This is a genomic window from Streptomyces sp. NPDC014656 (assembly GCF_043084305.1).
Lineage (GTDB): Bacteria > Actinomycetota > Actinomycetes > Streptomycetales > Streptomycetaceae > Streptomyces.
Map to the genome: position 1 here is coordinate 87,883 of NZ_JBIBZN010000016.1, position 25,158 is coordinate 113,040.

General features: G+C 72.1%; 24 protein-coding genes. 12 read left to right on the forward strand and 12 right to left on the reverse strand.

What is annotated here, in order from left to right:
• Window positions 1-65 precede the first annotated feature (65 nt).
• The 4 genes from ACF1ED_RS30115 to ACF1ED_RS30130 all read right to left on the reverse strand — a co-directional run bounded on the left by ACF1ED_RS30115 (window position 66) and on the right by ACF1ED_RS30130 (window position 4,025).
• On the reverse strand, window positions 66-1,214 hold the full coding sequence (locus ACF1ED_RS30115; protein ID WP_391765745.1) for a hypothetical protein: 1,149 nt from the start codon (window positions 1,212-1,214) through the stop codon (window positions 66-68).
• Window positions 1,196-1,924 (reverse strand): ABC transporter ATP-binding protein, encoded by a 729-nt coding sequence (locus tag ACF1ED_RS30120; RefSeq protein ID WP_391765747.1) that lies wholly within the window; start codon window positions 1,922-1,924, stop codon window positions 1,196-1,198. Before ACF1ED_RS30120 ends, ACF1ED_RS30115 begins: the two co-directional genes overlap by 19 nt.
• Before the next feature lie 236 nt (window positions 1,925-2,160).
• Complete coding sequence (locus ACF1ED_RS30125) at window positions 2,161-3,549, reverse strand: aspartate aminotransferase family protein (RefSeq protein WP_391765749.1); 1,389 nt, start codon at window positions 3,547-3,549, stop codon at window positions 2,161-2,163.
• Entirely contained in the window at window positions 3,534-4,025 is a 492-nt protein-coding gene (locus ACF1ED_RS30130) for an Lrp/AsnC family transcriptional regulator (protein WP_391765751.1), read from the reverse strand. The genes ACF1ED_RS30125 and ACF1ED_RS30130 overlap by 16 nt, the downstream gene beginning before the upstream one ends.
• A gap of 205 nt (window positions 4,026-4,230) precedes the next feature.
• Here ACF1ED_RS30130 and ACF1ED_RS30135 point away from each other — a divergent pair, with 205 nt between their 5' ends.
• From ACF1ED_RS30135 to ACF1ED_RS30145, 3 genes are all read left to right on the forward strand, one after another.
• Window positions 4,231-5,667: a gamma-aminobutyraldehyde dehydrogenase gene (locus ACF1ED_RS30135; protein WP_391765753.1), complete on the forward strand. Its 1,437-nt coding sequence runs from the start codon at window positions 4,231-4,233 to the stop codon at window positions 5,665-5,667.
• Window positions 5,668-5,826: 159 nt separating this feature from the next.
• A complete protein-coding gene (locus tag ACF1ED_RS30140) occupies window positions 5,827-6,990 on the forward strand; it encodes a spermidine/putrescine ABC transporter substrate-binding protein (RefSeq protein ID WP_391765755.1) in 1,164 nt (387 codons plus the stop codon).
• Between the two features lie 65 nt (window positions 6,991-7,055).
• Complete coding sequence (locus ACF1ED_RS30145) at window positions 7,056-7,601, forward strand: hypothetical protein (protein WP_391765757.1); 546 nt, start codon at window positions 7,056-7,058, stop codon at window positions 7,599-7,601.
• On the opposite strand, the gene ACF1ED_RS30150 is transcribed toward ACF1ED_RS30145, so the two are convergent.
• The 6 genes from ACF1ED_RS30150 to ACF1ED_RS30175 all read right to left on the reverse strand — a co-directional run bounded on the left by ACF1ED_RS30150 (window position 7,567) and on the right by ACF1ED_RS30175 (window position 13,213).
• The gene (locus tag ACF1ED_RS30150; RefSeq protein WP_391765759.1) at window positions 7,567-8,742 is read right to left on the reverse strand and encodes a serine hydrolase domain-containing protein; all 1,176 of its coding nucleotides are present in this window, start codon (window positions 8,740-8,742) and stop codon (window positions 7,567-7,569) included. The genes ACF1ED_RS30145 and ACF1ED_RS30150 overlap by 35 nt on opposite strands.
• Before the next feature lie 123 nt (window positions 8,743-8,865).
• Window positions 8,866-9,552, reverse strand: a complete 687-nt coding sequence (locus ACF1ED_RS30155) for a response regulator (protein WP_391765761.1) — start codon at window positions 9,550-9,552, stop codon at window positions 8,866-8,868.
• Window positions 9,546-10,697 (reverse strand): sensor histidine kinase, encoded by a 1,152-nt coding sequence (locus tag ACF1ED_RS30160; protein WP_391765763.1) that lies wholly within the window; start codon window positions 10,695-10,697, stop codon window positions 9,546-9,548. Before ACF1ED_RS30160 ends, ACF1ED_RS30155 begins: the two co-directional genes overlap by 7 nt.
• A complete protein-coding gene (locus ACF1ED_RS30165; RefSeq protein WP_391765765.1) occupies window positions 10,697-11,476 on the reverse strand; it encodes an SAM-dependent methyltransferase in 780 nt (259 codons plus the stop codon). The genes ACF1ED_RS30160 and ACF1ED_RS30165 overlap by 1 nt, the downstream gene beginning before the upstream one ends.
• On the reverse strand, window positions 11,476-12,162 hold the full coding sequence (locus ACF1ED_RS30170; RefSeq protein ID WP_391765767.1) for a glycerophosphodiester phosphodiesterase: 687 nt from the start codon (window positions 12,160-12,162) through the stop codon (window positions 11,476-11,478). The genes ACF1ED_RS30165 and ACF1ED_RS30170 overlap by 1 nt, the downstream gene beginning before the upstream one ends.
• Before the next feature lie 19 nt (window positions 12,163-12,181).
• Window positions 12,182-13,213 (reverse strand): adenosine deaminase, encoded by a 1,032-nt coding sequence (locus tag ACF1ED_RS30175; RefSeq protein ID WP_391765769.1) that lies wholly within the window; start codon window positions 13,211-13,213, stop codon window positions 12,182-12,184.
• A gap of 75 nt (window positions 13,214-13,288) precedes the next feature.
• On the opposite strand from ACF1ED_RS30175, the gene ACF1ED_RS30180 reads away from it, so the two are divergent.
• Window positions 13,289-13,957: a DUF4190 domain-containing protein gene (locus ACF1ED_RS30180; protein ID WP_391765771.1), complete on the forward strand. Its 669-nt coding sequence runs from the start codon at window positions 13,289-13,291 to the stop codon at window positions 13,955-13,957.
• Here ACF1ED_RS30180 and ACF1ED_RS30185 read toward each other — a convergent pair.
• A complete protein-coding gene (locus tag ACF1ED_RS30185) occupies window positions 13,928-14,509 on the reverse strand; it encodes an NADAR family protein (RefSeq protein WP_391765773.1) in 582 nt (193 codons plus the stop codon). The two genes, ACF1ED_RS30180 and ACF1ED_RS30185, sit on opposite strands and share 30 nt — an antisense overlap.
• 175 nt (window positions 14,510-14,684) lie before the next feature.
• Here ACF1ED_RS30185 and ACF1ED_RS30190 point away from each other — a divergent pair, with 175 nt between their 5' ends.
• From ACF1ED_RS30190 to ACF1ED_RS30225, 8 genes are all read left to right on the forward strand, one after another.
• On the forward strand, window positions 14,685-16,199 hold the full coding sequence (locus tag ACF1ED_RS30190) for a gamma-aminobutyraldehyde dehydrogenase (protein ID WP_391765775.1): 1,515 nt from the start codon (window positions 14,685-14,687) through the stop codon (window positions 16,197-16,199).
• Window positions 16,200-16,249: 50 nt separating this feature from the next.
• Window positions 16,250-17,497 carry a PotD/PotF family extracellular solute-binding protein gene (locus tag ACF1ED_RS30195; protein ID WP_391765777.1) on the forward strand — a complete coding sequence of 416 codons (1,248 nt, stop codon included), beginning with the start codon at window positions 16,250-16,252 and terminating at the stop codon, window positions 17,495-17,497.
• Window positions 17,498-17,544: 47 nt separating this feature from the next.
• Complete coding sequence (locus ACF1ED_RS30200) at window positions 17,545-18,693, forward strand: ABC transporter ATP-binding protein (RefSeq protein WP_391765779.1); 1,149 nt, start codon at window positions 17,545-17,547, stop codon at window positions 18,691-18,693.
• Window positions 18,690-19,619 carry an ABC transporter permease gene (locus ACF1ED_RS30205; RefSeq protein ID WP_391765781.1) on the forward strand — a complete coding sequence of 310 codons (930 nt, stop codon included), beginning with the start codon at window positions 18,690-18,692 and terminating at the stop codon, window positions 19,617-19,619. Before ACF1ED_RS30200 ends, ACF1ED_RS30205 begins: the two co-directional genes overlap by 4 nt.
• Window positions 19,619-20,413, forward strand: coding sequence for an ABC transporter permease (locus tag ACF1ED_RS30210; RefSeq protein ID WP_043226985.1), 795 nt, complete (start codon window positions 19,619-19,621; stop codon window positions 20,411-20,413). The genes ACF1ED_RS30205 and ACF1ED_RS30210 overlap by 1 nt, the downstream gene beginning before the upstream one ends.
• Window positions 20,414-20,450: 37 nt before the next feature.
• Window positions 20,451-21,869: an NAD(P)/FAD-dependent oxidoreductase gene (locus ACF1ED_RS30215; protein ID WP_391765784.1), complete on the forward strand. Its 1,419-nt coding sequence runs from the start codon at window positions 20,451-20,453 to the stop codon at window positions 21,867-21,869.
• Between the two features lie 160 nt (window positions 21,870-22,029).
• Window positions 22,030-22,512, forward strand: coding sequence for a hypothetical protein (locus tag ACF1ED_RS30220; protein WP_391765786.1), 483 nt, complete (start codon window positions 22,030-22,032; stop codon window positions 22,510-22,512).
• 180 nt (window positions 22,513-22,692) lie between these two features.
• Window positions 22,693-24,447, forward strand: a complete 1,755-nt coding sequence (locus tag ACF1ED_RS30225) for a chitinase (protein WP_391765902.1) — start codon at window positions 22,693-22,695, stop codon at window positions 24,445-24,447.
• Here the strand turns inward: ACF1ED_RS30225 and ACF1ED_RS30230 are convergent.
• A complete protein-coding gene (locus ACF1ED_RS30230; RefSeq protein ID WP_391765788.1) occupies window positions 24,413-25,147 on the reverse strand; it encodes a phosphatase PAP2 family protein in 735 nt (244 codons plus the stop codon). The two genes, ACF1ED_RS30225 and ACF1ED_RS30230, sit on opposite strands and share 35 nt — an antisense overlap.
• Window positions 25,148-25,158: the final 11 nt, after the last annotated feature.

A 25,158-nucleotide genomic window follows, 5' to 3' on the forward strand; every position in this document is an offset into this window, starting at 1 on the left:
GGGCCCACGATAGGCGGCCCGTGGCGACCGGGCTCCCGCTTTTCCGCCGCCCGGAGCGGGCCCGGTCAGGCGGTCAGCGGCAGGGCCGCCAGCTCGCCGATCAGCCAGGTGAGGGGGAGGAAGACGGCGAGCAGCGCCCCGGCCCGCAGCAGGGCGGCGGTGCGCAGCACGGTCGGCGGGGCGCCGAGCCGGGCCAGCGCCTCGGTGGTGTGGGCCCGGCACTGGCGGGACTCCAGGGCGGCGGTGAGCAGGGTCGCCGTGGTGCAGGCGAGGACGACGCCGGCGCCGAGGCCGGTGAGCGGTCCGAAGGCGGTGCCGCCGTCCCCGGCGCCGTACACGGTGGCGGCGGCGAGGGTGCCGGAGAGGACCGCGCAGACCACGCCGAGGGGGCGGCCGACGCGGGTGGACTCGTCCATGAGGACCCGTCCCGCGAGGAGGCGCACGGCTCCGGGGCGGGCGGTCTGGAGGAGCCGGCCGCACAGGTGGGTGAGGCCGGGGCCGGCCAGCGCGAGGCCGGCGGCGGTGAGGATCCAGCCGGCGAGGACGCCGCCGGGGGAGCCGTCGAAGCGGCCGGGCAGGGCGACGCCCGCGCCGCCGCCGCGTCCCGCGTACGTCTCCACGGCGAGGCCGGCGGCGATGAGCGCGACGCCCCACGGCAGGCCGTTCGGCACGGGCCGGGCGGCGCCCTCGGGGGCGGGGGTGCCGGTGCGGGGGCGCAGGGCGAGGCCGGCGGCGGTGGCGCCGGCGACCGGCACGACCGCGAGCAGGGTGAGGGCGGCGGCCAGCGGCAGCGGCCGGTCGGCGGCGAGGAGCCCGGCGGCGGCGCCGTCGAAGGGGAGGCCGGTGAGGTCGCCGCGCAGGTGCAGGTAGACCAGGAGGGCGACCGCGGAGCCCAGGGTGCAGGCGACCGCGGTGGAGGCGGCGGCGATGGCGGTGAGCCTGGCCGGGCCGAGGCCGATGGCGGAGAGCCCGGGGCGGGGCCGGGTGGCCGGGTCGGTGCGGGCGACGGCGACGGCGAACTGGACGGTGGCGGCGATCGGCAGCGCGCACCACAGCAGCCGCAGCACGGAGGCGGCGGAGTGCTCGGGGTGGCCGGCGGCGTAGCCGAGGGTGCACAGCAGCAGGAAGCCCACGCCGGCGGAGGCCGCGGCGACGAGGAGCCGCCGCAGCTGGACGAGCGGGTGGGAGCCGCGGACTAGACGGAGAGCGAGCACGCGGCGACGCCCTCCGCCCCCGTGGCGGGCGGCACGCTGCCGGCCCGGCGTCCGTCGAGCAGGGTGACCGTGCGGTCGGCGAGTGCCGCCACCTCGCCGTCGTGGGTGGCGAGGAGCACGGTGATGCCGTGCGAGCGGGCGGCGGCGGTGAGGGTGCGGAGCACCTGCGCGCCGTCGGCCCGGTGCAGGGCGGCGGTGGGTTCGTCGGCGAAGAGGACCGAGGGGGCGGCGGCGAGGGCGCGGGCGATGGCGGTGCGCTGGCGCTGCGCGTGGGTGAGGGCGTGCGGGCGGAGGCGGGCGCAGGCGCCGATGTCGAGGCGGTCGAGCCATTCGACGGCGGTGGTTCGCGCGGCCTTGTGGGGGATCCCGCGCAGCAGCAGCGGCAGGGCGGCGTTCTCCCAGGCGGTCAGCTCGGGGACGAGTCCGGGCTCGGGGCCGATCCAGCCGAAGCGTTCGCGGCGGAGCCGTTCGCGGCCGGCGGGGGGCAGGGTGTGGACGGGCGCGCTGTTGAACCAGACCTCGCCCTTCTGGGCGGGGAGCTCGCCGGAGAGGCAGCGCAGGAGGGTGGTCTTGCCGCTGCCGCGGGGGCCGGTCACGGCGAGGATCTCGCCCTCGCGGACGCCGACGGAGACGCCGCTGAGGGCCTCCGTGCCGCCCAGGGAGCAGTGCAGGGAACGCGCCCAGAGCACGTCGTTGTCCGGTGGGGCCATCGCGTACACCTCGATGTCGGATCCGATTCTTGCGTTCCCCCGTCCGGGGGAACGAGGGCCGGGCCTGTCGGTCACTGGGCACCGTAAGTATTCGGATCCGTTTGTACGGACGGCACGCGGCCCGGGCCGCCGCCATCCACTCGGATGGCGGCACGCCCGGGCCGTGGGTCACGCCGTGAGGGCGGCGTGGTGCCGGGGGCGCCCCGGAGGCCGGGGGCCTCGGGGGCGGGGGACCCTTAGAGCTTGGTCCACGCCTCGGTCAGCACCGACCGCAGGATGCCCTCGATCTCGTCGAAGGTGCCCTGGTCGGCGATGAGCGGCGGGGCCAGCTGGATGACCGGGTCGCCGCGGTCGTCGGCGCGGCAGTACAGGCCGGCGTCGTACAGCGCCTTGGAGAGGAAGCCGTACAGGACGCGCTCCACCTCCTCGTCGTTGAAGGACTCCTTGGTGGCCTTGTCCTTGACGAGCTCGATGCCGTAGAAGAAGCCGTTGCCGCGGACGTCGCCGACGATCGGGAGGTCGTGCAGCTTCTTCAGGGTGTCGAAGAAGTTGCCCTCCTGGTCGAGGACGTGCTGGTTGAGGCCTTCCTTGTCGAAGATGTCCAGGTTGGCGATCGCGACCGCCGAGGACACCGGGTGGCCACCGAAGGTGTAGCCGTGCAGGAAGGTGTTGTCGCCCTTGTAGAACGGCTCCGCGATGCGGTCCGAGATGATGCAGGCGCCGATCGGGGAGTAGCCCGAGGTCATGCCCTTGGCGCAGGTGATCATGTCGGGCACGTAGCCGAACTTGTCACAGGCGAACATCGTGCCGAGGCGGCCGAAGGCGCAGATCGTCTCGTCCGAGACGAGGAGCACGTCGTACTGGTCGCAGATCTCGCGGACGCGCTGGAAGTAGCCGGGCGGCGGCGGGAAGCAGCCGCCGGCGTTCTGCACCGGCTCCAGGAAGACGGCCGCGACGGTGTCGGGGCCCTCGAAGAGGATCTGCTGCTCGATCTGGTCGGCGGCCCAGCGGCCGAAGGCCTCGGGGTCGTCGCCGTGGATCGGGGCGCGGTAGATGTTGGTGTTCGGCACCTTGTGCGCGCCGGGGACCAGCGGCTCGAAGGGGGCCTTCAGGGCCGGCAGGCCGGTGATGGACAGGGCGCCCTGCGGGGTGCCGTGGTAGGCGACCGCACGCGAGATGACCTTGTACTTGGTGTGCTTGCCCTGCAGCTTGAAGTACTGCTTGGCGAGCTTCCAGGCGGTCTCGACGGCCTCGCCGCCACCGGTGGTGAAGAAGACCTTGTTGAGGTCGCCCGGGGCGTAGTCCGCGAGGCGCTCGGCGAGCTCGACGGCCTTCGGGTGGGCGTAGGACCACACCGGGAAGAAGGCGAGCTCCTGGGCCTGCTTGTACGCGACCTCGGCCAGCTCCTGGCGGCCGTGTCCGGCGTTGACCACGAAGAGGCCGGCGAGGCCGTCGAGGTAGCGCTTGCCCTTGTCGTCGAAGATGTAGGTGCCCTCACCGCGGACGATGGTGGGGACGGGGCTGTTCTCGTACGACGACATGCGGGTGAAGTGCATCCACAGGTGGTCGTAGGCGGACTTTGACAGGTCGCTGCGGGACTGGGTCACGGTTATCGGGTTCCCCACATATAGGTCTGCTTCTTGAGCTTCAGGTAAACGAAGCTCTCGGTGGAGCGCACGCCGGGGAGCGTGCGGATCCGCTTGTTGATGACTTCCAGAAGGTGGTCGTCGTCCTCGCAGACGATCTCCACCATCAGGTCGAAGGAGCCCGCGGTCATCACCACGTACTCGCATTCGGGCATGTCGGTCAGCGCTTCCGCGACCGGATCCAGGTCGCCTTCGACGTGGATCCCGACCATCGCCTGCCGCCTGAGGCCCACGGTGAGCGGGTCGGTGACGGCGACGATCTGCATGACGCCCTGGTCGAGGAGCTTCTGGACGCGCTGCCGCACGGCCGCTTCGGAGAGGCCGACGGCCTTGCCGATGGCGGCGTAGGGACGGCGGCCGTCCTGCTGGAGCTGCTCGATGATCGCCAGGGAGACGGCATCGATCGTCGGGGACGAACCGGTTCCGGTTCTGGAGTCTGCGCTTCGACTGGCCACGTCCTCACTGTGCACCGAGATGCGCAGTGATGCAACCCCGGAGCGATGTAATTCGTTGTTCGAGGGCTCGTATCTCACTGAATCCGAAGTCGAGGGGGCTCGGGGCTGTTGAAAGCGTCAGCCGAACAAGTAGGCTGAGGTGTCTCACCCATCGGGACGCCCGCACAAGGCCGTGCGGAACAGAACGTGACAGGAGGGGTGGCAAGTGACCACCGAGCTGCGCCGGCTGCGCAACTACATCGACGGAGAGTTCCGCGACGCGGCCGACGGCCGCACCATCGAGGTGATCAACCCGGCCACCGGCGAGGTGTACGCGACCTCCCCGCTCTCCGGCCAGGCCGACGTCGACGCCGCCATGGAGGCCGCCGCGGCCGCCTTCCCCGCCTGGCGCGACACCACGCCGTCCGAGCGCCAGAAGGTGCTCCTCAAGATCGCCGACGCGTTCGAGGAGCGCGCCGAGGAGCTCATCGCCGCCGAGGTCCTGAACACCGGCAAGCCGACCGCCCTCGTCGCGAGCGAGGAGGTCCCGCCGATGGTGGACCAGATCCGCTTCTTCGCGGGCGCCGCCCGTCTGCTCGAAGGCCGCTCGGCCGGCGAGTACATGGAGGGCATGACCTCCATCATCCGCCGCGAGCCGGTCGGCGTCTGCGCGCAGGTCGCGCCGTGGAACTACCCGATGATGATGGCCGTGTGGAAGTTCGCCCCGGCCCTCGCCGCGGGCAACACGGTCGTCCTCAAGCCCTCGGACACCACCCCCGCCTCCACCGTCCTGATGGCCGAGATCATCGGCTCGATCGTCCCCAAGGGCGTCTTCAACGTCCTCTGCGGCGACCGCGAGACCGGCCGCGCGATGGTCGAGCACCCGACCCCGGCGATGGCCTCCATCACCGGCTCCGTCCGGGCCGGCATGCAGGTCGCCGAGTCGGCGGCCAAGGACGTCAAGCGCGTCCACCTGGAGCTGGGCGGCAAGGCCCCGGTCGTCGTCTTCGAGGACACCGACATCGACAAGGCCGTCGAGGACATCTCCATGGCCGGCTTCTTCAACGCCGGCCAGGACTGCACCGCGGCCACCCGCGTGCTCGTCCACGAGTCCATCCACGACGAGTTCGTCGCCGCCCTCGCCAAGGCCGCCGCCGAGACGAAGACCGGCCAGCCGGACGACGAGGACGTGCTCTACGGCCCGCTGAACAACGCCAACCAGCTGAAGCAGGTCGCCGGCTTCATCGACCGCCTCCCGGCCCACGCCAAGGTCGAGGCCGGCGGCCACCGCGTCGGCGACAAGGGCTACTTCTACGCCCCGACCGTCGTCTCCGGCCTCAACCAGGACGACGAGATCGTCCAGAACGAGGTCTTCGGCCCGGTCATCACCGTCCAGTCCTTCGCCGACGAGGCCCAGGCCCTGGAGTACGCCAACGGCGTCGAGTACGCCCTGGCCTCCTCCGTCTGGACCAAGGACCACCAGCGCGCCATGCGCATGTCCAAGTCCCTCGACTTCGGCTGCGTGTGGATCAACACCCACATCCCGCTGGTCGCCGAGATGCCGCACGGCGGCTTCAAGAAGTCCGGCTACGGCAAGGACCTCTCCGCGTACGGCTTCGAGGACTACACGCGCATCAAGCACGTGATGACCTCGCTGGGCTGAACCGCCCGGTAGCACCGCGTACGGCCCGGCCCCGGCGCCCGTCGATCCGATGATCGACAAGGTGTCGGGGCCGGGCCGTGCCGCTCGACGGAGCGTCCATTGCGGCAGCTCACGGCCGGAAGCGATGCTTCGCGGGTGAGAGCGACAGCCAGGAACACCATGCCCCGCCGGTCCCTCCTGCGGGGTCTCGGCGCCGCCGGAGCCGCCGGCCTCCTCGCCGCCTGCGGCGTGAGGCCCGCCCACGTCGCCGAGGACCGGCGGGCCGGACGCGACCTGTCCGCCCGCGAGCGGAGCGTCACCTTCGCCAACTGGCCGCTCTACATCGACACCGACGACGACGATCCCGGCAGGCGCCCCAGCCTCGACGCCTTCCGGGAGCGCACCGGGATCGCCGTCCGCTACACCGAGGAGATCAACGACAACGACGAGTTCTTCGGGAAGATCGGCCCGGCCCTGATGAACGGCCAGGCCGTCGACCGCGACCTCATCGTCGTCAGCGACTGGATGGCCGCCCGCTTCGTCCGCCTCGGCTGGGTCCAGAAGATGGACCGCGCCGCCCAGACGAACGTCGCCGGCCACCTCGACCCGCAGCTGCTCCGGCCCGCCTTCGACCCCGGGCGGCTCCACTCCGTGCCCTGGCAGTCCGGCATCACCGGCATCGCCTACAACCGGCGCGCGCTCGGCCGGGAGCTGCGCTCCACCCACCAGCTGTGGGACGCCGACCTGCGCGGCAAGGTCACCCTCCTGTCCGGCCTCGACGAGTCCTTCTCCCTGCTCATGCAGGGCAACGGCGCCGACGTCACCCGCTGGACCCGGGACGACTTCGACGCCGTCTGCGACCAGGTCGAGAAGCTGGTCGCCGCGAAGCACATCCGCCGCTTCACCGGCAACGACTACATCAAGGACCTGGCGAGCGGCGACGTGCTGGCCTGCCAGGCGTACTCCGGCGACGTCATCCAGCTCCAGGCCGACAACCCCGACATCGAGTTCGTCGTCCCCGAGGAGGGCGGCGAGCTGTGGGCCGAGTCGCTGATGATCCCCAACCTCGCCCGGCACAAGGCCAACGCCGAGAAGCTCGTCGACTACTACTACGAGCCCGAGGTCGCCGCCGAACTCGCCGCCTGGGTCAACTACGTCTGCCCCGTCCCCGCCGCCCAGGCCGTCCTCGCCGACTCCGGCGACGAGGAACTGGCCGCGCTCGCCGAGGACCCGCTGATCTTCCCGGACCGGGAGATGCGGAGCCGGCTCTCCATCCCCCGCGACATCACCGCCTCCGAGCGCAAGGACATGGCCGCGCGCTGGAACGGGATCGTCGGCCTGTGAGCAGCCGCCCGGCGCGGACCGGCCCTCGTTTCTGAACGCGTTCAAGAGGGGTGTACGTTGGCCCCATGAGCGACTCGAACGGGCCGAGAGCCCTTCTCGCGCGCATCCGCGCCTGGCTGATCCTCTTCGTCGTCTGCCTCGTCCTGAGCGGGGCCACCGCCTTCCCGCTCGTCACCGAACTCCGCTGGCTCGACTCCTCGCTGACCGGCTGGGCGGCCCCCGTCGCCGAGGCCCTGCCCGGGCTCGCGGAGTGGATTCACAAGGTCGCCGGCGGGGTCGAGGCGGCCGGGGCCGAGGCCCCGTACCTCCTCTACGGCACCGACTGGCTGGCCTTCGCCCACCTCGTCATCGCCGTCGCCTTCCACGGCCCCTACCGCGACCCGGTCCGCAACGTCTGGGTCGTCGAGTTCGGCATGATCGCCTGCGTCGGCGTCATCCCGCTCGCCCTGATCTGCGGACCGATCCGGGACATCCCCTTCTGGTGGTCGGTCATCGACATGTCCTTCGGGGTCTTCGGCATCCTCCCGCTGCTCCACGTCCGCCGGCTCATCAAGCGGCTGGAGGCGGCGCAGCGGGTCATTCCGACGGCGGTCCGTACGTCGCCAGCATGATCTCCATGGCCGTGCGGTTCATGTCCCGGCCCTTGGCGTCGGTGGAGTTGACGCTGTAGACCAGGGTCCGCTCCCCGTGGCGGGTCGAGGCGACGGCCGCGTTGTAGCCCCAGCGGCCACCGGTCTTGCCCCACACCTCGCGCCCGCCCAGCCGCTTCATCGACAGCCCCGCCGAGTACGCCGCCGGGGCCCCGGTCGAGAAGTCCGCCACCTCCGGCAGGGTGAACATCTCCTCCAGGAGCGGACCGCGCACCACCCGGCCCGCGAACAGCGCCCGGGTGAAGCGCTCCAGGTCCGCCGTGGTCGAGACCAGGTCGCCGGCCGCCCAGCCGTCCGTCGCCCGCCACACCGACACGTCCCGCAGCCCGGTCGTCCCGTCGTCCAGCCGCATCAGCTGGTAGCCGTGGTTGTACGAACCCCGGATCTCCGCCCCGCGCCCCGGCAGATAGGTGTCCCGCAGCCCGAGCGGGCGCAGCACCCGCCGCTCCACCTGGTGCTCGAAGGAGTCCCCGGTGACCCGCTCGACCAGCAGGCCCGCGATCGTGTAGCCGATGTTCAGGTAGTGCTGCCGGGTCCCCGGCCGGAACTCGCGGGGCTTCGCCGTCGCCGAGCGGACCAGCTCCTCGGGCTCGTGGACGTTGAAGCGGTTCTCGTACCACTCCTCCACCGTCGTCCCGGGGAAGTCCGCCGCCGGGATGCCGTGCGTGTGGTTCAGCAGCTGACGGACCGTCACCGTCGCGTACCGGCCCGGGATCAGCTCCGGCAGGTACGAACGGGCCGTGCGGTCCAGGTCGATCCGGCCCTCCGCGGCGAGCTGGAGCACCGTCGCCGCCGTGAAGACCTTCGTCACCGAACCGGCCCGGAAGCGGCCCCCCGGATCGGCCGCCGCCCCCGACTCCAGGTCGCGCACGCCCGCGCTCCCCGCCCAGGCGCCCTCGGTGCCGCCGACCCGGACCAGGGCCGCCGTCGCGTCGGCGCGCGGCAGCCCCGCGATCACCGAGGACAGGTCGGGGGACGTCGTCGCGGCGGCCGGGGCCGTCGCCGCGAAGGCGGGGGAGAGGGCGGCCGGGCCCGCCGCGACGCCCAGGACCAGGGCGGCGGCGAGCAGGGCGCGGGCGGTCCTCTTCGTGGGCTCGTACATGATCGGACTCCTCGGCTGTGGACGGTCGTTCCCGATGCCCACAGCCTTCCGGACCGGCCCCCTCGGGCGGATCGCCCGCACCGGCGGTCCCGCCCGCCCGGTCCTCGCCGGAGCGGGGGAGGGTCAGCGGCCCGCGGCTCCCCCGCGCGGGGGAGGAGCGGGCGCCACCAGCCCCGTCTCGTAGGCGCAGATCACCGCCTGGATCCGGTCCCGCAGCCCCAGCTTCGCCAGCACGTTGCCCACATGGGTCTTCACCGTGTGCTCGCTCACCACCAGCTCCGCCGCGATCTCCGCGTTCGACAGGCCCCGCGCGAGCAGCAGCAGCGTCTCCCGCTCCCGGCCCGTCAGCACGCCGAGCCGGGGGTCCGGCCCGGCGGCCCGGCGCGGCCCGCCCGCCGTGTACTGCTCCACCAGCCGGCGCGCCACCGAGGGCGCCAGGAGCGAGTCGCCCGCCGCCACCACCCGCACCGCGTGCACCAGGTCGTCCCGGCGCACGTCCTTCAGGAGGAAGCCGCTCGCGCCCGCGTGCAGCGCCTCGTACACGTGGGCGTCCGAGTCGAAGGTCGTCAGCATCACCGTCCGGCAGGAGCTCTCCGCGCCGATCGTCCGGCACGCCTCGATCCCGTCCATCCGGGGCATCCGGATGTCGAGCAGCGCCACGTCGGGCCGGTGGCGCCGCACCGCCTCCACGGCCGCCGCCCCGTCCGCCGCCTCGGCCACCACCTCGATGTCCTCCTGGACGTCGAGGATCAGCGCGAAACCGCTGCGGACCAGCTCCTGGTCGTCGGCCACCACCACACGGATCACCACGGTCCCACCTCCGCGGGGGAGGGTACGGGCAGTTCCGCCCGCACCTCGAACCCGGTGCCGTCCGGTCCGGCGCCCGCGGCCGCCGAACCGCCGTGCGCCGCCGCCCGCTCCCGCATCCCGGCCAGACCGTGGCCCGCCGTCCGGCCCGGCGGCGTCCGGGGACCCCGCCCGTCGTCGTGGACCACGACGGTGAGCAGGCCGCCGGACCGGTCGATCCGGACGGTGGCGGTACGGGCCCGGGCGTGCCGGACGGTGTTGGTCAGCGCCTCCTGCGCGATCCGGTACGCCGTCGCCGAGAGCGGGGCGGGCAGCCCCGTCACCCCGCCGGAGGTCTCGTACCGCACGTCGAGCCCGCCGGCCCGCACCCGGTCGAGCAGCGCGGGCAGTTCCGCCAGGTCCGGCTGGGGGGAGCGCCCCTCGCCCGCGTCCTCGTCCCGCAGCACGCCCAGCATCCGCCGCAGCTGGTCCATCGCGTCCCGCCCGGTCGCGGAGATCGCCTCGAAGGCGGCCTCCGCCCGCTCCGGCGCCCTGCGCACCGCCACCGGCCCCGCCTCCGCCTGCACGATCATCAGGCTCACCGCGTGCGAGAGGATGTCGTGCATCTCCCGCGCGATCCGGGCCCGTTCACGGGCCGCCGCCCGCTCCGCCTCGACCAGATGGGCCCGCTGCCGGGCGTCGGTGAGCCGCCCGAGGACATAGGCGGCGGCGAACACGAAGAGCGAGAAGGCGAGTTCGCGCACCGACCGGGTGTTGAGCCACACCGAGACCGGCACCGCGACCAGCAGCAGCCCCGCCGTCACCGCCCGCTGCCAGGCCGGCGCCAGCACCGCGATCGTGTAGACGCACACCAGGCCCTGGTACGGCAGCGGCTGCCCCGGGCCCTCCACGGCCAGCCGGTACAGCGCGCTCGCGGCGAGCACCGCGAGCAGCACCGCCATCGGCGCCCGCCGCCGCCACACCAGCGGCAGCACGGTCAGCGCCGTCAGCCCGTACGCCGGCCAGGTCGCCGGCTCCAGCTCCGGCGGGCGCGGCACCACGAACGGCATCGTCACCGCCGCCTGCACGAGCAGCGCGAGCCCCGCGTCCACCGCCCCCGGATGCGCCGCCCCCCACTCCCGGGCCTGCCCCAACCCCCGTATCCGCATTACGGCTTGCGGCCCACCGCGCCGAACTGCGCCACGGCGGCCGCCTCCGGCGCGCCCCACCGGGAGCACGAGACGACCCCCGGCGCGAGCAGCTCCAGTCCGTCGAAGAAGGAGGTGAACTCCTCGCGGGTGCGGGCGGTGATCGGCGGGGTCGCGTTCTCGTTCCAGAAGGCCATCGCCGCCTCGTTGCCATCGCCGCCGAGCTCCGGCTCCAGCGTCGGGTGGGTGAGGACGAGGTGGCTGCCGGACGGCATCGCGTCCATCAGCGTCCGCACGATCGACCGGGCCTCGCCGGTGTCCAGGACGAAGTTGAGGATGCCGAGCATCAGCACCGCCACCGGGCGCCCCAGGTCCAGCACCTCGCCCGCCGCCGCCAGGATCTTCTCCGGGTCGTGCGCGTCGGCGTCGACGTACTCGGTGACGCCCTCGGGCGAGCTGGTGAGCAGCGCGCGGGCGTGGGTGAGGACGATCGGGTCGTTGTCGACGTAGACGATCCGGGCGTCCGGCGCGACCCGCTGCGCCACCTCGTGGGTGTTGTCGGCGGTGGGCAGCCCGGTGCCGATGTCGAGGAACTGGCGCACCCCGGCCCCGCCGGCCAGCTCGGTGACCACCCGGCCGAGGAACGCCCGGTCCGCGCGGGCGACCTCGCCGATGCCCGGGTGGAAGGAGACGACCTGGTCGCCCACCGCCCGGTCCACCGGGTAGTTGTCCTTGCCGCCCAGCCAGTAGTTCCACACCCGGGCGTTGTGGGCGATGTCGGTCCGGATCCGGTCGTTCATCAGGGAGCCTTTCGCAGGACGGAGGCGAGGACGTCGACCCGGTTCGTGGTGATCGAGTCGACCCCGTTCGCGATCAGCCTACGCATGCTCCTGCGGGTGTCCGGCGTCCAGGCGGAGACGAGCAGCCCGTCCCGGTGCACGCGCTCGGTCAGCGCCGGGCCGACCAGCCCGAAACGGTAGTTGAGCCACTTCGGACGGACGGCGTCGAGCAGCACCGGGCGCGGCGGGGCCAGCGAGGTCCAGGTGAGCGCGATCTCCGCGTGCGGGTCGGCGGCCCGGACCTGGAGCATCGCGACGGCGCCCGCGCAGTAGTAGACCCGCTCGCCGGCGCCGGCCTCGCGGACCGCGCCGACGATCCTGCGGACCGAGTCCTCGTTCCCGCCGGGCAGGTCGAGCATCAGCCGGCGCGCCCCGGCCGCGAGCAGCGCGTCGCGGAGCGTCGGGACGGCGCCGTACGTCAGCTCGCGCAGCTGCTCGTGGGTGAGCGCGGAGAGCGGCCGGTCGTGGCCCCAGAGCCGCTTCAGGGTGTCGTCGTGCAGCAGCACGGGCACCCCGTCCCGGGTGAGCCGGACGTCGACCTCGACCGCGTCCGCGCCCCGTTCGAAGGCGGAGCCGATCGAGGGCAGGGTGTTCTCGCGGGCGCGGTACGGGTCGCCGCGGTGTCCTACGACAGTGACGGATCGCATGGGCCCATTCTCGGGGGCCTCAGCGCGCCAGCCAGTTCTCCGTGTACGTGTCGATCTCGGCGGCCAGCAGCCGCTTGCCGGCCGGGTCGAGGAAGGATGCCTCGACGGCGTTCTTCGCGAGGCCGGCGAGGCCGCGCTCGTCCAGCTCCAGGAGCCGGGCGGCGACCGCGTACTCGTTGTTCAGGTCGCTGCCGAACATCGGCGGGTCGTCGCTGTTGACGGTCACCAGGACCCCGGCGTCCACCATCCGCCGGATCGGGTGCTCGTCGAGGGTGGCCACCGCGCGGGTCGCGATGTTGGAGGTCGGGCAGACCTCCAGGGCGATCCGGTGCTCGGCCAGGTGCGCCAGGAGCTCCGGGTCCCGGACGGAGCTGGTGCCGTGGCCGATGCGCTCGGCGCCCAGGTCGCGCAGGGCGTCCCAGACCGTCTCCGGCCCGGTCGTCTCGCCCGCGTGCGGCACCGAGCGGAGCCCGGCCGCCCTGGCCCGGTCGAAGTACGGCTTGAACTGCGGGCGGGGCACCCCGATCTCCGGACCGCCGAGGCCGAAGGAGACCAGGCCCTCGGGGCGGATGCCGTCGGTGACGGCCAGCCGCGCGGTCTCCTCCGCGGCCTCCAGACCGGCCTCGCCGGGGATGTCGAAGCACCAGCGCAGCACGGTGCCGAACTCGGCCTCCGCCGCCTTGCGGGCGTCCTCGATCGCCGCCATGAACGCCCGCTCGTCGATGCCGCGGCGGGTGGAGGAGTACGGGGTGATGGTCAGCTCGGCGTAGCGGATGTTCTGCCGGGCCATGTCCCGGGCGACCTCGAAGGTCAGCAGCCGGACGTCCTCGGGGGTGCGCACCAGGTCCACGACGGAGAGGTACACGTCGATGAAGTGCGCGAAGTCGGTGAAGGTGAAGTAGTCGGCCAGCGCCTCCGGGTCGGTCGGGACCTTGGAGTCCGGGTGCCGGGCGGCCAGCTCGGAGACGATCCGCGGGGAGGCGGAGCCCACGTGGTGGACGTGCAGCTCGGCCTTGGGCAGGCCCGCGATGAAGGGGTGGAGGTCGGTCATCGGGACATCGTAGGCCGGGCGGAGACGGGGAGGGCGGGACGCCGTAGCATGACCGGACCACGGAGGGGAGCCACTTTGTCCGAGAACGCAGACCCGCGCCCGCAGGACCGCGGGGCCGCCGACCCGTGGGCTCCGCCGGAGCGCCGCGACGAGCCGGTGGAGCTGGGCAAGCGGCCCGCCGCCGATCCGCCGGTCCACGACCGGCCGACGGTCGCCTCGATACCCGTCGGCGACCCGGCCGGCGGAGAGCTGCCGCCGCCCCCGGTCGCCCCCGGCGGTCCGTCCGCCTACGGCGCCCCGACGCCCCCGCCCTCCTACGGCTACCCGGCCGGCGGCCCCCCGGCGTACGGCTACCCGGCCCCCGGCCCCGGCCCGTACGGCTACCCGCCGGCCCACCCCTCGCCGTACGGGCCGATGCCCGGCCAGTACAACGGCATGGGCACGGCCGGCATGGTGCTCGGCATCATCGGCACCTGCCTCTTCTGGTTCTACGGCGTCCCGTCGATCGTCCTCGGCGTCCTCGCCCTGGTCTTCGGCGTCCTCGGCCGCAAGCGGGCCAACCGCGGCGAGGCGAGCAACGGCGGGGTCGCCACCGCGGGCATCGTCCTCGGCATCGTCTCCACGGTCCTCGGGGCGGCGGTCATCGCCCTCGTCGTCTGGGCCGTGACGAGCTACGACGAGTACCGGGAGAACGAGCAGGAGGTCACGACGACCTCAGCGGTCCTGGTCCTCGGCGACCGCTGAGCCCGCTTCCGCGCGCAGCCGCTCCCGGGCCTCCATCAGCGCGAAGCCCAGCAGGTTGAGCCCGCGCCAGCGGGCCGGGTCGTGGGCGCCGGGGTCCCCGGCGGCGAGCCCGATGCCCCAGACGCGGTCCACCGGGCTCGCCTCCACGAGCACCCGGGTCCCGGTGCCCAGCAGATAGCTCCGCAGCCCCTCGTCCGAGGCGAACTTGTGGACGCTGCCGGCCACCACGATCCCCGAGCGCTCCCGCGCCCACACGGTCTCGTCGAAGCCGCGGACCAGCCGCCCGGCGTTCTTCGCCTGGGCCGGCGAGGGGGCGGCGAGCGCCGCCCGCTCCGCCTCGGCGTCGCCGAACAGGCGCGCCTTCCCGGCCATCATCCAGTGCTCGGCCGTGGCGTACCGTACGCCGTCCACTTCGAAGGGTGACGGCCACCACTGGCTCAGACAGCTCGCCGCGAGCCGCCCGTCCGGGGCCGGACGGTGGCCCCAGAAGTGCAGCCACTTCACCTTCTCACCCCTGCTGACCTGCTGTGTCAGCTCTTCGACGGTCATCATGCACGCGAGTCTGACATCCGCGACAGACATGTCGTACGAAGATTTTCCTGCGACCTCGACACTTGGTCGACCGATTCCGTCGAGTAACCAAAAGGCAACAACGGAATCACTTGTTCGAGCCGTATCGCTCTGTCAGGATCGGCACTCAATTCGAGCTGGGACAACGGAGAGCGTCATGGGCAACCGCTTCCAGGTGACGGACCGCTTCGCGGACGGCGCGCAGTACATCGGCGGACGGCTCCGCCCCGGAACCTCGGGACAGACGCACAGCGTCGTCGACCCCGCCACGGGCGAGAGCGTGTACACCTACGCCCTCGCCTCCACGGCGGACGTCGACGAGGCCGTGGCCGCGGCCGCCGCCGCCTTCCCTGGCTGGGCGGGCGCCACCCCCGGGGAGCGCTCCGACGCCCTGCACCGCTTCGCCGCGGTCCTCGCCGAGCAGGCGGAGGACTTCGCCCGGGCCGAATCCCTCCAGTGCGGCAAGCCGATCCGGCTCACCACCGAGTTCGACGTGCCCGGCACCATCGACAACACCGCCTTCTTCGCCGGCGCGGCCCGCCACCTCCAGGGCCAGTCCGCCGCCGAGTACTCCGGCGACCACACCTCCTACGTCCGGCGCGAGCCGCTCGGCGTGATCGGCTCCATCGCTCCCTGGAACTACCCCCTCCAGATGGCCGCCTGGAAGATCCTCCCGGCGATCGCCGCCGGCAACACGATCGTCCTGAAGCCGGCCGAGCTGACCCCGCTCACCTCCCTGATGTTCGCCCAGGCGGCGAAGGAGGCGGGCATCCCCGACGGCGTGATCAACGTCGTCACGGGCACCGGCCGGGAGGCCGGCGAGCACCTGGTCGGCCACCCCGGCGTCGTCATGACGTCCTTCACCGGCTCCACCCAGGTCGGCAAGCGGGTCGCCGAGGTCGCCACCGCCACCGTCAAGCGGCTCCACCTGGAACTCGGCGGCAAGGCGCCCTTCGTCGTCTTCGACGACGCCGACCTGGAGGCCGCGGCCCACGGCGCCGTCGCCGCCTCCCTCATCAACACCGGCCAGGACTGCACCGCCGCCACCCGCGCCTACGTCCAGCGTCCGCTCTTCGACGCCTTCGTCGCCCGGGTCGCCGAGCTGATGGAGACCGTCCGGCTCGGCGACCCCGCCGACCCGGCCACCGACCTCGGCCCACTGGTCAGCCACGTCCACCGCGACCGGGTCGCCGGCTTCGTCGAGCGGGCCCGCGGCTACGCGACCGTCGTCACCGGCGGCGAAGCCCCTGGTGGAGAGCTCGAGAACGGCGCATACTACCGTCCCACCCTGATCACCGGCGCTTCGCAGGACAGCGAGGTCGTGCAGTCGGAGATCTTCGGACCGGTCCTGGTGGCCCTGCCCTTCGACACCGACGACGAGGGCATCCGGCTCGCCAACGACACCCCGTACGGCCTCGCGGCCTCCGCCTGGAGCCGCGACGTCTACCGGGCGAACAGGGCCACCCGGGAGATCAAGGCCGGCTGCGTCTGGGTCAACGACCACATCCCGATCATCAGCGAGATGCCGCACGGGGGAACCAAGGCGTCCGGCTACGGAAAGGACATGTCCGCCTACTCCTTCGAGGAGTACACGCAGGTCAAGCACGTGATGTTCGACAACACCGCGGTGGCGGCCAAGGACTGGCACCGCACGATCTTCGGGGACCGATAGCAGTCAGCCGCCCGACCAGCGGCGCAACCCATCCCGAAAGGGCACAGCGCATGGAGCAGTACGAGCCCGACAGCCTGTCCGCCGCCCAGCTCGCGGCGATCCGGCGCAGCATGACGAGCGGCCGTGGTGCCCTCGGCCGCCGTTCGCTGCTGAAGGCCGGCGGCGTGGGCGCGCTGACGGTCGGCGGCCTGGCCGGCCTCACCGCCTGCGGCATCCCGCCGGCCAAGCGGGAGGGCCAGGGCCCGGCGTCCACGGACGTCTCGGCCAAGGAGAAGACCGTGAACTTCTCCAACTGGACCGAGTACATGGACGTCAGCGAGGACGAGAAGTCCCGCCCCACCCTGGAGGCGTTCGCCAAACGCACCGGGATCAAGGTCAAGTACACCGAGGACATCAACGACAACGTCGAGTTCTTCGGCAAGATCAAGCCGCAGCTCGCGGCCGGCCAGGACACCGGCCGCGACCTGATCTGCGTGACCGACTGGCTCGCCGCGCGCATCATCCGGCTCGGCTGGGCGCAGAAGCTCGACCCGGCGAACCTGCCCAACGCCTACGCGAACCTCTCCGCCCAGTTCCGCCGCCCCGACTGGGACCCGGGCCGGTCCTACTCGTACCCCTGGACCGGCATCTCCACCGTCATCGCCTACAACGTGAAGGCGACCGGCGGGAAGAAGGTCGACTCGGTCAGCCAGCTCCTCGACGACCCCGCCCTCAAGGGCCGGGTCGGCTTCCTCACCGAGATGCGCGACACCGTCGGCATGACCCTGCTCGACATGGGCAAGGACCCGGGGAACTTCACCGACGCCGACTACGACGCGGCGATCGGCCGCCTCCAGAAGGCCGTCGACAAGAAGCAGATCCGCCGCTTCACCGGCAACGACTACACCTCGGACCTGGACAAGGGCGACCTCGCCGCCTGCCTCGCCTGGGCCGGCGACATCATCCAGCTCCAGGCGGACAACCCGGACATCCAGTACGCCATCCCGAACGCCGGGTACATCACCTCCACGGACAACCTGCTCGTCCCGGCGCAGTCCGGCCACAAGACCAACGCCGAGAAGCTCATCGACTACTACTACGAGCTCCCGGTGGCCGCCCAGCTCGCCGCCTACATCAACTACGTCTGCCCCGTCGACGGGGTCAAGGACGAGCTGGCCAAGATCGATCCCGAGCTCGCGGCCAACACGCTGATCCTCCCGGACAAGGCCATGGCCAAGAAGTCCCGCGCCTTCCGCTCGCTGAGCAGCGAGGAGGAGACGGCGTACGAGGAGAAGTTCGCCAAGCTCATCGGCGCCTGAGCCGTCGTCCACCTTCACGAAGCCACGAAGATCCGGGACCGCAACCCATGACTGAGAACACCACCGGCGGCGACGTCCGACTCACCGGGATCAGCAAGACCTACGGCGCCTTCACCGCCGTCCACCCGCTCGACCTCACCGTCCCGCAGGGCTCCTTCTTCGCCCTGCTCGGCGCCTCCGGCTGCGGCAAGACCACCACCCTGCGCATGATCGCCGGCCTGGAGGACCCCTCCACCGGCACGGTCTTCCTCGGCGACCGGGACGTCACCGACCTCCCGCCCTACAAGCGGCCGGTCAACACCGTCTTCCAGTCCTACGCGCTCTTCCCGCACATGGACATCTCCGAGAACATCGCCTTCGGCCTGCGCCGCCGCGGCATCAAGTCGGTGAAGAAGCAGGTCGACGACATGCTGGAGCTCGTCCAGCTCGGCGACAAGGCCCGGCACAAGCCGCACCAGCTCTCCGGCGGCCAGCAGCAGCGCGTCGCCGTGGCCCGCGCGCTCATCAACCACCCGCAGGTGCTCCTCCTCGACGAGCCGCTCGGCGCCCTCGACCTCAAGCTGCGCCGCCAGATGCAGCTGGAGCTCAAGCGGATCCAGACCGAGGTCGGCATCACCTTCGTGCACGTCACCCACGACCAGGAGGAGGCCATGACCATGGCCGACCAGGTCGCGGTCATGAACGGCGGCCGGGTCGAGCAGCTCGGCGCCCCCGCCGACCTGTACGAGAACCCGCGCACCACCTTCGTCGCCAACTTCCTCGGCACCTCCAACCTCATCGAGGCCGAGGTCGTCGAGACCGGCTCCGACGTCGTCGTCACGGCCGGCGGCAGCAAGCTCAAGGTCCCCGGCGACCGCTGTACCGACGCCGTCCGCCAGGGCGGCAAGCTCCTCGTCGGGGTCCGCCCCGAGAAGATCTCGCTCGCGCACGCCGACGACGCGGGCTCGATCGCGGACGGCCGCAACCGGGTCACCGGCCGGATCGCCGACTCCTCCTTCATCGGCGTCTCCACCCAGTACGTGGTGAACTCGCCGGCGGGCGCGGAGCTCCAGGTCTACGAGCAGAACATCGAGCGCGACGCGCGGCTCCGCCCCGGCGCCGAGGTCGTCCTGCACTGGAACCCGGCCCACACCTTCGGCCTCGACGCCACGCAGAACATCGACGCGGGCGTGGAGACGGTGGAGGACGCCTCGTGAGCACCACCCTGGCCAAGGAGGCCCCCGGACCGGTCGAGGAACCGGTCCTGCGCAAGCCCCCGACCCGCAAGCGGCTCGTCCCCTACTGGCTGCTGCTCCCCGGCATCCTCTGGCTGGTCGTCTTCTTCGCCCTGCCGCTGGTCTACCAGGCCTCCACCTCGGTGCAGACCGGCTCCCTCGAAGAGGGCTTCCAGGTCACCTGGCACTTCCGGACCTACCTCGACGCCTTCACCGAGTACTGGCCGCAGCTGCTGCGCTCGCTGCTGTACGCGGGCACCGCGACCGCGCTCTGCCTGCTGCTCGGCTACCCGCTCGCGTACCTCATCGCCTTCAAGGCCGGGCGCTGGCGCAACCTGCTGCTCGTCCTCGTGATCGCGCCCTTCTTCACCAGCTTCCTCATCAGGACGCTGGCGTGGAAGACGATCCTGGCCGACGACAGCCTCGTCGTCGACGCCCTCAACGCGCTGCACGTCCTCGACGTGACCAGCTGGCTCGGCTGGACCGAGGGCGAGCGGGTGCTCGCCACCCCGATGGCGGTCGTCTGCGGCCTCACGTACAACTTCCTGCCGTTCATGATCCTGCCGCTCTACACCTCCCTGGAGCGGATCGACGGCCGGCTGCACGAGGCCGCCCGGGACCTCTACGCCTCCCCGGCCACCACCTTCCGCAAGGTGACCTTCCCGCTGTCGATGCCCGGCGTCGTCTCCGGCACCCTGCTCACCTTCATCCCGGCGAGCGGCGACTACGTCAACGCCGAACTGCTCGGCTCCACCGACACCAAGATGATCGGCAACGTCATCCAGTCGCAGTTCCTCCGCGTCCTCGACTACCCGACGGCCGCCGCCCTGTCCTTCATCCTCATGGCGATCGTGCTGTTCATGGTCACCGTCTACATCCGCAAGGCGGGAACGGAGGACCTCGTCTGATGACCTGGCTGCGCAAGAACGTCGTCGTCATCGCGGGCCTGCTGACGCTCGCGTACATGATCCTGCCGAACATCGTGGTCATGGTGTTCTCGTTCAACAAGCCGAACGGGCGCTTCAACTACTCCTGGCAGCAGTTCTCCCTCGACGCCTGGAAGGACCCCTGCGGCGTCGCCGACATGTGCGAGTCGCTCACGCTCTCGCTCCAGCTCGCCGCCTGGGCCACCGTCGGCGCCGTCGTCCTCGGCACGATGATCGCCTTCGCCCTGGTCCGCTACCGCTTCCGGGCGCGCGGCGCGATCAACTCGCTGATCTTCCTGCCGATGGCGATGCCCGAGGTGGTCATGGCCGCCTCGCTGCTCACCCTCTTCCTCAACATGGGGATCGAGCTGGGCTTCTGGACGGTCCTCATCGCCCACATCATGTTCTGCCTGTCGTTCGTCGTGACGGCGGTCAAGGCCCGGGTCATGTCCATGGACCCGCGCCTGGAGGAGGCGGCGCGCGACCTCTACGCGGGACCGGCGCAGACCTTCCTGCGCGTCACCCTGCCGATCGCCGCGCCCGGCATCGCCGCCGGCGCGCTGCTCGCCTTCGCGCTCTCGTTCGACGACTTCATCATCACCAACTTCAACGCGGGCTCCACCGTGACCTTCCCCATGTTCGTCTGGGGCTCGGCACAGCGCGGCACCCCCGTTCAGATCAACGTGATCGGCACCGCGATGTTCGTCCTCGCGGTACTGATCGTCGTGGCCGGGCAAATCATTACGAACCGGCGCAAGAAGACAGCAACAGCCTGAGCGAAAGCCGTCTCAGGCACCGAAGGAGTTGGAAACCATGGCCCCAGTCGCCATGCGTCTCGCTGCACAATCTCTCTCCGACGCCCAGCCCGTCCCCTTCTGGCTGGAAGACCCCGGCAAGCCCGGCGCCCTGCCCGCCCTCACCGGCACCGAGAAGTGCGACCTCCTCGTGATCGGCGGCGGCTACAGCGGACTGTGGACCGCGCTCCTCGCCAAGGAGCGCGATCCCTCCCGGGACGTCGTGCTGATCGAAGGCCACGAGGTGGGCTGGGCCGCCTCGGGCCGCAACGGCGGCTTCTGCGCCGCCTCCCTCACCCACGGCTTCGGCAACGGCCTCTCCCGCTGGCCGGGGGAGCTGCCGAAGCTGGAGCGGCTCGGCGTGGCCAACCTCGACTCCATCGAGGAGGCCGTCGCCCGCTACTCCCTGGACTGCGAGTTCGAGCGCACCGGCGAGATCGACGTCGCCACCGAGGCGTACCAGGTGGAGGAGCTCCACGAGTGGTACGAGGAGGCGGACCGGCTCGGCCTCGCCGGGGGGCTGACCCTCCTCGACCAGGACGCCATGCGCGCCGAGGTGAACTCCCCGACCTTCCTCGGCGGCCTCTGGGACCGCGAGGGCGTCGCCATGCTCCACCCGGCGAAGCTCGCCTGGGGCCTCAAGCGGGCCTGCCTCGACCTCGGGGTGCGGATCTTCGAGAACACCCCCGGCCTCGACCTGGTCTCGGCCGGCGCCGGCATGGCCGTCCGCACCCCGTACGGGCGGGTCGCCGCCCGCCGGGTCGCCCTCGGCACCAACGTCTTCCCGTCCCTGGTCAAGCGGCTGCGCCCCTACACCGTCCCGGTGTACGACTACGCGCTGGTCACCGAGCCGCTGAGCGAGGAGCAGCTGGCCTCCGTCGGCTGGAAGGGCCGGCAGGGCCTGGGCGACTCCGCCAACCAGTTCCACTACTTCCGGGTCACGGCGGACAACCGCGTCCTGTGGGGCGGTTACGACGCCATCTACCGCTTCGGCGGCAAGGTGCAGGCGGAGATGGACCACCGCCCGGAGACCTACCTCAAGCTGGCCGAGCACTTCTTCACCTGCTTCCCGCAGCTGGAGGGGCTCCGCTTCAGCCACGCCTGGGGCGGCGCGATCGACACCTGTTCGCGCTTCTCCGCCTTCTTCGGCACCGCCCACCAGGGCAAGGTGGCGTACGCGCAGGGCTACACCGGCCTCGGTGTCGGAGCCACCCGCTTCGGCGCCGACGTGATGCTCGACCTGCTCGCCGGGGAGCGCACCGAGCGCACCGAGCTGGCCATGGTCCGCTCCAAGCCGCTGCCCTTCCCGCCGGAGCCGATCGCCTGGGCCGGCATCGGGATCACCAAGTGGTCGCTGGCCCGCGCCGACGCCAACGGCGGCCGGCGGAACCTCTGGCTGAAGGCGATGGACAAGCTGGGCCTCGGCTTCGACAGCTGACCCCCTGGCCGTCGGCGACCCCTGATCGACCATCGATGCCCCTTGATGTGATTCAGGTCACAGTCAATGGGTAGGGGAACCCGCGTAAGAGTGGGGAACCCTCGCGCTCTCTCCGTGTGGACGCGCACTCCGCGCGTCCCCATGGAGAGGAGTTCGCGCGATGACATCTACGGGGGCCTCCGGCGTCAGGGCCGCGGTGGAGTGGCTGGCCGCGGTCGCACCGGATCCCGACGCCTGCCGCTGGGAGTGGGAGCGCAACCCGCACGGGGTCGCCCTGCTGCCGGCCGGCCGGCGCTGGGACGTGCTGATCCTGCCGGGCGGGCTCGGCCACCCCACCCTCGACGTCCTGACCCGCCTGGTCGGCCGGCCGGGGCCCGTCCTCGCCGACTTCGGCGACGCCCGCGTCGGCTTCTTCGTCCCGCCCGGCACGGCCGCCCGCTGGCTCGGCACCGGGGTGCGCGGCGCCGGGCCCGGCACCTGGATCGTCGTCCCGTACCCGGGGCGGGCGACCGGGGGAGTGCGCTGGCTCGTCGTCCCCGACGGACGGGGCACCCTCACCGACGCCTCGCTGCTCGAACTGGCCATGCACGAGGCCGCCGGCGCGCTGGCCCGAGAGGAGCCGCGAGGGGGAAGCGCCTCCTGACCCGGCCCCCGCGCACGCCCCCGCGTCCCCCTTCCCCGCAACCCCCGCCCCGTACAGAGGTCTTGACCACTCGATTGGTCTGGACCATGCTGTGGCGCGCTCCACTCCGATCCCCCACCCCCGGAGGCAGTCGTGGACCGCACCAGACCTCTCACCCTGCTCCTGGCGGGCGCGCTCGCCATGGGCGGGCTCGCCGCGCTCTCCCCGGCCGCCCGGGCCGCCGACTCCGAACTCGCCCGCAACGGCGGCTTCGAGGCCGGCCTGGACGGCTGGAGCTGTACGGCGGGCAGCGGCGCCGTCGTCCCCTCACCCGTGCACGGCGGGACGAAGGCGCTCCAGGCCACCCCGGCCGGCAGCGACAACGCCAAGTGCTCCCAGACCATCACCGTCAAGCCCAACTCGACGTACGCGCTGAGCGGCTGGGTCCGCGGCAGCTACGTCTACCTCGGCGCCACCGGCACCGGCACCACCGACGTCTCCACCTGGACCCAGTCGGCCCCCGACTGGCAGAAGCTCGCCACCACCTTCACCACCGGCGCGAACACCACCTCGGTCACGGTCTACACCCACGGCTGGTACGGCACCCCCGCCTACCAGGCCGACGACCTCTCGCTCCACGGCCCCGGCGGCGACCCGGTCGCGGTCCCCGCCACCCCCACGGGCCTCGCCGCCGGCAGCCCGACCTCCACCACGGTGCCGCTCACCTGGCCCGCGGTCGCGGGAGCCACCTCGTACAAGGTCTACCGAGGCGGCAGCCTCGCCGGCACGGTGACCGGCACCTCGTACACCGCCACCGGCCTCACCCCGAACACCCCGTACTCCTTCCAGGTCTCCGCCGCCAACAGCGCGGGCGAGTCCGCCAAGTCCGCGGCCGTCACCGCCACCACGACCTCCGGCGGCGGAGGGGGCGGCGGCGAACTGCCCGCCCGCGCCCTCGTCGGCTACCTCCACGCCAGCTTCGCCAACGGCTCCGGCTACACCCGCATGGCCGACGTCCCCGACTCCTGGGACGTCATCAACCTCGCCTTCGGCGAACCGACCTCGGTCACCTCCGGCGACATCCGCTTCAAGCTCTGCCCGGTCGCCGAATGCCCGACCGTCGAGTCCGAGGCCGACTTCAAGGCCGCCGTCAAGGCCAAGCAGGCCGCCGGCAAGAAGGTCCTCATCTCCATCGGCGGCCAGAACGGCCAGGTCCAGCTCGCCACCACCGCCGCCCGCGACACCTTCGTCTCCTCCGTCTCGAAGATCATCGACGAGTACGGCCTCGACGGCCTCGACATCGACTTCGAGGGCCACTCGCTCTCGCTCCAGACCGGCGACACCGACTTCCGCAACCCGACCAGCCCGGTCATCGTCAACCTGATCCAGGCGGTCAAGACCCTCAAGGCCAAGTACGGCGCGAAGTTCGTGCTGACGATGGCCCCCGAGACCTTCTTCGTCCAGCTCGGCTACCAGTACTACGGCTCCGGCCCCTGGGGCGGCCAGGACCCGCGCGCCGGCGCCTACCTCCCGGTCATCCACGCCCTGCGCGACGACCTCACCCTGCTCCACGTCCAGGACTACAACTCCGGCTCCATCATGGGCCTGGACAACCAGTACCACTCCATGGGCGGCGCCGACTTCCACATCGCCATGACCGACATGCTGCTCACCGGCTTCCCGGTCGCCGGCAACGCCGAGCGCTTCTTCCCGGGCCTGCGCCCCGACCAGGTCGCCATCGGCCTCCCGGCCTCCACCCAGGCGGGCAACGGCCACACCAGCCCCACCGAGGTGAACAAGGCCCTCGACTGCCTCACCGAGAAGCGGAACTGCGGCACCTACCAGACCCACGGCACCTGGTCGTCCCTCCGCGGCCTGATGACCTGGTCCATCAACTGGGACCGCTTCAACCAGTGGGAGTTCAGCCGGAACTTCGACGCGTACGACTGGAGCTGACGCCCAGGACCAGGAAGCCGAGGCAGAGACTGGCCAGCACGTCCAGCGGCCAGTGGAAGCCCCGCAGGACCAGGCCCGTCCCCGTCACCGCCGTCAGCACGGCGGCGACGGGGACGAGCCGTCGCGACACCAGATACGCGGCACCGAAGTAGGCCACCATCGCGGTGGCCGTGTGACCGGAGGGGTAGTAGCCCTGCGCCCAGGGTTCGAGGGGGCCGGGGCGGGCCGTCCACTCCTTCAGGGGGACGACGAGCAGCGGGACGGCGGCCATCGCGAGACCGGCGTACAGCGCGTGCGCGCGACGGCCGCGCCACACCGCGTACGCCATCGCGGCGGCCAGCACGGGCAGGGCCACGGTCAGGTTGCCGAGGTCGGAGGCGAGTTCGCTCAGCCACCGGGGGACGGTGTCCACCAGAGACCGGGACACCCGCTCGTCGAGCCTGGTCAAGGGGCCGTGGACGAGCACCTGCCAGGTCACGACGGCGAGGGCGACGAGCGCCGAGAAGAGAGCCGGCCGCCCTGGAACAGGGGGGGTGGTTCCGGGGCGGCCGAGGGGATCGGGCTGCCGCGCGCCCCGGGGGGTGTGGGGCGGGCGGCCATCCGATCGGTGAGGAGTCCCGGAGCGCGAGGCTCCGGCGGTGTGCGCGTCGGCACGGTGCGGGCGGTGCTGGGGATGCCCCGCCCTGGGTGTTTCTCTCATCTGGAGACGAC

Bases quoted from the DNA above. Each gene is read 5' to 3' on its own strand.
- ACF1ED_RS30120 (WP_391765747.1), bottom strand. From the start codon at position 1,924: ATGGCCCCACCGGACAACGACGTGCTCTGGGCGCGTTCCCTGCACTGC.
- ACF1ED_RS30140 (WP_391765755.1), top strand. From the start codon at position 5,827: ATGCCCCGCCGGTCCCTCCTGCGGGGTCTCGGCGCCGCCGGAGCCGCC.
- ACF1ED_RS30145 (WP_391765757.1), top strand. From the start codon at position 7,056: ATGAGCGACTCGAACGGGCCGAGAGCCCTTCTCGCGCGCATCCGCGCC.
- ACF1ED_RS30150 (WP_391765759.1), bottom strand. From the start codon at position 8,742: ATGTACGAGCCCACGAAGAGGACCGCCCGCGCCCTGCTCGCCGCCGCC.
- ACF1ED_RS30160 (WP_391765763.1), bottom strand. From the start codon at position 10,697: ATGCGGATACGGGGGTTGGGGCAGGCCCGGGAGTGGGGGGCGGCGCAT.
- ACF1ED_RS30165 (WP_391765765.1), bottom strand. From the start codon at position 11,476: ATGAACGACCGGATCCGGACCGACATCGCCCACAACGCCCGGGTGTGG.
- ACF1ED_RS30170 (WP_391765767.1), bottom strand. From the start codon at position 12,162: ATGCGATCCGTCACTGTCGTAGGACACCGCGGCGACCCGTACCGCGCC.
- ACF1ED_RS30175 (WP_391765769.1), bottom strand. From the start codon at position 13,213: ATGACCGACCTCCACCCCTTCATCGCGGGCCTGCCCAAGGCCGAGCTG.
- ACF1ED_RS30185 (WP_391765773.1), bottom strand. From the start codon at position 14,509: ATGATGACCGTCGAAGAGCTGACACAGCAGGTCAGCAGGGGTGAGAAG.
- ACF1ED_RS30190 (WP_391765775.1), top strand. From the start codon at position 14,685: ATGGGCAACCGCTTCCAGGTGACGGACCGCTTCGCGGACGGCGCGCAG.
- ACF1ED_RS30195 (WP_391765777.1), top strand. From the start codon at position 16,250: ATGGAGCAGTACGAGCCCGACAGCCTGTCCGCCGCCCAGCTCGCGGCG.
- ACF1ED_RS30200 (WP_391765779.1), top strand. From the start codon at position 17,545: ATGACTGAGAACACCACCGGCGGCGACGTCCGACTCACCGGGATCAGC.
- ACF1ED_RS30210 (WP_043226985.1), top strand. From the start codon at position 19,619: ATGACCTGGCTGCGCAAGAACGTCGTCGTCATCGCGGGCCTGCTGACG.
- ACF1ED_RS30215 (WP_391765784.1), top strand. From the start codon at position 20,451: ATGGCCCCAGTCGCCATGCGTCTCGCTGCACAATCTCTCTCCGACGCC.
- ACF1ED_RS30220 (WP_391765786.1), top strand. From the start codon at position 22,030: ATGACATCTACGGGGGCCTCCGGCGTCAGGGCCGCGGTGGAGTGGCTG.
- ACF1ED_RS30225 (WP_391765902.1), top strand. From the start codon at position 22,693: ATGGGCGGGCTCGCCGCGCTCTCCCCGGCCGCCCGGGCCGCCGACTCC.
- ACF1ED_RS30230 (WP_391765788.1), bottom strand. From the start codon at position 25,147: ATGAGAGAAACACCCAGGGCGGGGCATCCCCAGCACCGCCCGCACCGT.